1 protein-coding gene is annotated in these 2,931 nt (G+C 31.2%); it reads right to left on the bottom strand.

Annotation, left to right across the window (positions count from 1 at the left end):
* On the bottom strand, window positions 1–2,409 hold a 2,409-nt coding region (locus tag ACLR9T_RS13640), incomplete at its 3' end, for a glucosaminidase domain-containing protein (protein WP_413110044.1).
* Window positions 2,410–2,931: the final 522 nt, after the last annotated feature.

The raw sequence follows: 2,931 nt of genomic DNA, 5'->3' as shown, positions 1-2,931 counted from the left end.
ACGATATTGTAATTTATACCCTTCTAATCCATTTAATTCAACATTCACAGCTTGTAAAGGTAACGATTCTCCTATACTACCTATAATTGTATCTCCAGAAACATTAGTATATGTTTTCCACCCATTTTTCTTATCATATGTTTTAACTGTTAAATTATAATTACTTACATTATCAAGGCCTAATTGAAAAGCCTGCAATGCCAAAGACTCCCCAACTGTACCTGCTGTCTCACTATCACCAACATATTCCAACCACCCTGAATCACTAACATGTGCTTGATAATAAATGCTTGGCTTAGTAATCACTACTGAACTATCTTTTACTAGTCTAAAATCAATCGCTTGAATATTTTTTCCAGAAGTTCCTGCATTCGACCCTTGATTCATCCAACTAGACCATCCTATATCAGAACTATGAACCCGATATTGTAACTTATATCCAGCCTGATTAGTTAAGGTAAAATTAACAATTTGCAACGCTTTATTATTATTGCCAATCATAGTATTCGATGTGATTTTATCATATGTTGTCCATGATCCATCGCTATATATCTTACCTGATAATTTTGCAGATTTTACTGTATTAGACAAATTAATTTTTATTTGATATAAATCTAATGACCTACCTGTAGTTCCTGCTGTATTGGGCTCTGTTACCTGATCTAGCCATCCAACACTTTGACAATTAGCCTGATAAGAAATTGTCGGTTCATTACTATCTTTACCAGTTGGCTCACCTACTGTATTTTCAGTATCCTTACTAACAGATGAAATTGAATTTGATCCTTGACTTACAACTACAACACTTGAACTGGGAATAAAACCATAATCTTTATCAAAATCATATTCTGCCTGACTAGGTGTATTAATAATACCTGTGCGATTACTATTAACCGCGCCATCAGATTGAATCTTGTAATAACCATTTTTATCACCATTTTTTAAAATAATAAACGCATAATTTGATGGTGCTTGTCCTTTTAATGATGTTGTCTTACTTTTTGGATATGTAAAATATAATGTGTTAGAGTTGGAATTTGCATCACTTTTTATATTGATAATATTATGATTCGTATTAATCGTATCTTTAATACCAATAGTATATTTATAAGAATCTTTTGCTCCTAAATAACTATCAATTTTCCAACAAACGGCAGCTGCCTTTTCTCCCCAATAAGGATCTGATGCATATTTTACATTAATACCACTTGCTTTGTCTCCAACATTAGCTCCAAAATATCTACCATCAGTCACAGGATCCAAATATCCTTTTGAAATAAATTGTGATGAATGATAATAAATACTATATTCAACTGATGAATAACCATTTGCACTTCCACTCGGATCACTATCATAAGCAGCGTGACCAAATAAATTATTCTTATTTGCTGCTATTGAACTGCATCCCCAAGCACTTTCATTCGCTGCTACCGCCAACATAAGAAGCGCATTTGTTCCATATTTATTTTGATTTTCAATAAAAGCGCTACCTGTATTTCTTAATTTTGAAGTACGTCCATAATTACTTTCTGATGATCCAACCATCGAATTAATTGCACTATTCAATTGTTCTGCTGTATACGTTGTAACACTCCGATGTGATAAGTACTCATAATAATTATAGTATGGTGAGTTACTATTTACTGAATTAGCCCTTGAATTATTACGATAGTCGTTTAACATTGTAGCATAGCTAGATTGTGTACTTCCTTCATAAAAGTAATGACCATCATAGCTATAATACTCTGCACCTTCTTTCAGATAGGACGGTTTAGGCCCATAATCAAGTGAAGAACCATATGTACTGTTTACCAAATTAGTACTAATTCCATGATATATTCTGCCATTTTTCACATAATATTTACTCAACGTATTTACTGCGGAACTAGTATATTCCAATACCTGTACCTCATTTACATTAACCCATCCTACTACACCAGCCTGCATAAATTTTACTTTAGTTGGATTAGTTTCATTGTCATATCCTAAAAAAGCTCCATCTGCAGCATAATATCCATTCGTATATCCTGCCCTAGCAGTTGTAACTTCAGTGTATTCAGTATTAATCCCAGACGAACTTTTAGTTCTAAAGTTGACAACGGCAGTAGACGAATTACTAATTCTAGCTGCTGAACGCATTACAACATTTGATTCAAAAGTTTCAAATGTTTTAGGCATCTCTGCTTCAGTTTCTTCCAATGGAAATACTTCTCCATCTTCATTCATAGTGGTTACATCTTGCCCATTATTAAGAATATCTTCCGCCTTAGTTGTATCCTTATAGTTTTCTAATTTTTCTTCTGTATCCTTTATTTCTTCAGCAGAAACATTATTTACAAAATGATAATTAGAAAAACACACTGACATAACCAACAATGAGACTACAATTTTTTTTACTATTCGCTTCATTTATCGACCTCCTCTTTTAAAACTTTATCCCTAAAAATTATAACAATGATTATTTTAAATTACTAGCTAAATTATATGAATTACACAATATGTGAAAAACAATTACAATTATATACTGTGATTCTAAATATTTATTATTTTATTTCTTTATAAAAAGGTTCCCTATATTTCCATGCATGCTGCCCTGTCATATTTTGACATTTTATATAAATTTTACATTAAAATTACTAGTGCTTTTTATAAAAAATCTTTAAATAGAGCAAGCACTAAAAAATAGTGAAACATAGCATGGCTAAATCTCACTATTTTATGCTTATATCTTATTAATATATGCGATATTAGTATTTATCTTTAATACCATTAGTAATTACTAATATTACCGCTATAATCAATAATAATCTTAGCATCCGATTTTAAATTTTTTAAAATATAAACCATATTATCCTCAGGAATAGAAATACATCCTGCAGTTGCATTAGAAGTATTGCAATGTAAGAATATTGCTGATCCCATCCCAGGAAT

It is taken from the genome of Thomasclavelia sp., assembly GCF_047249845.1.
Lineage (GTDB): Bacteria > Bacillota_I > Bacilli_A > Erysipelotrichales > Coprobacillaceae > Thomasclavelia.
Note: the sequence above shows the minus strand (reverse complement) of the source record. Positions and strands in the feature narration are given on the sequence as shown.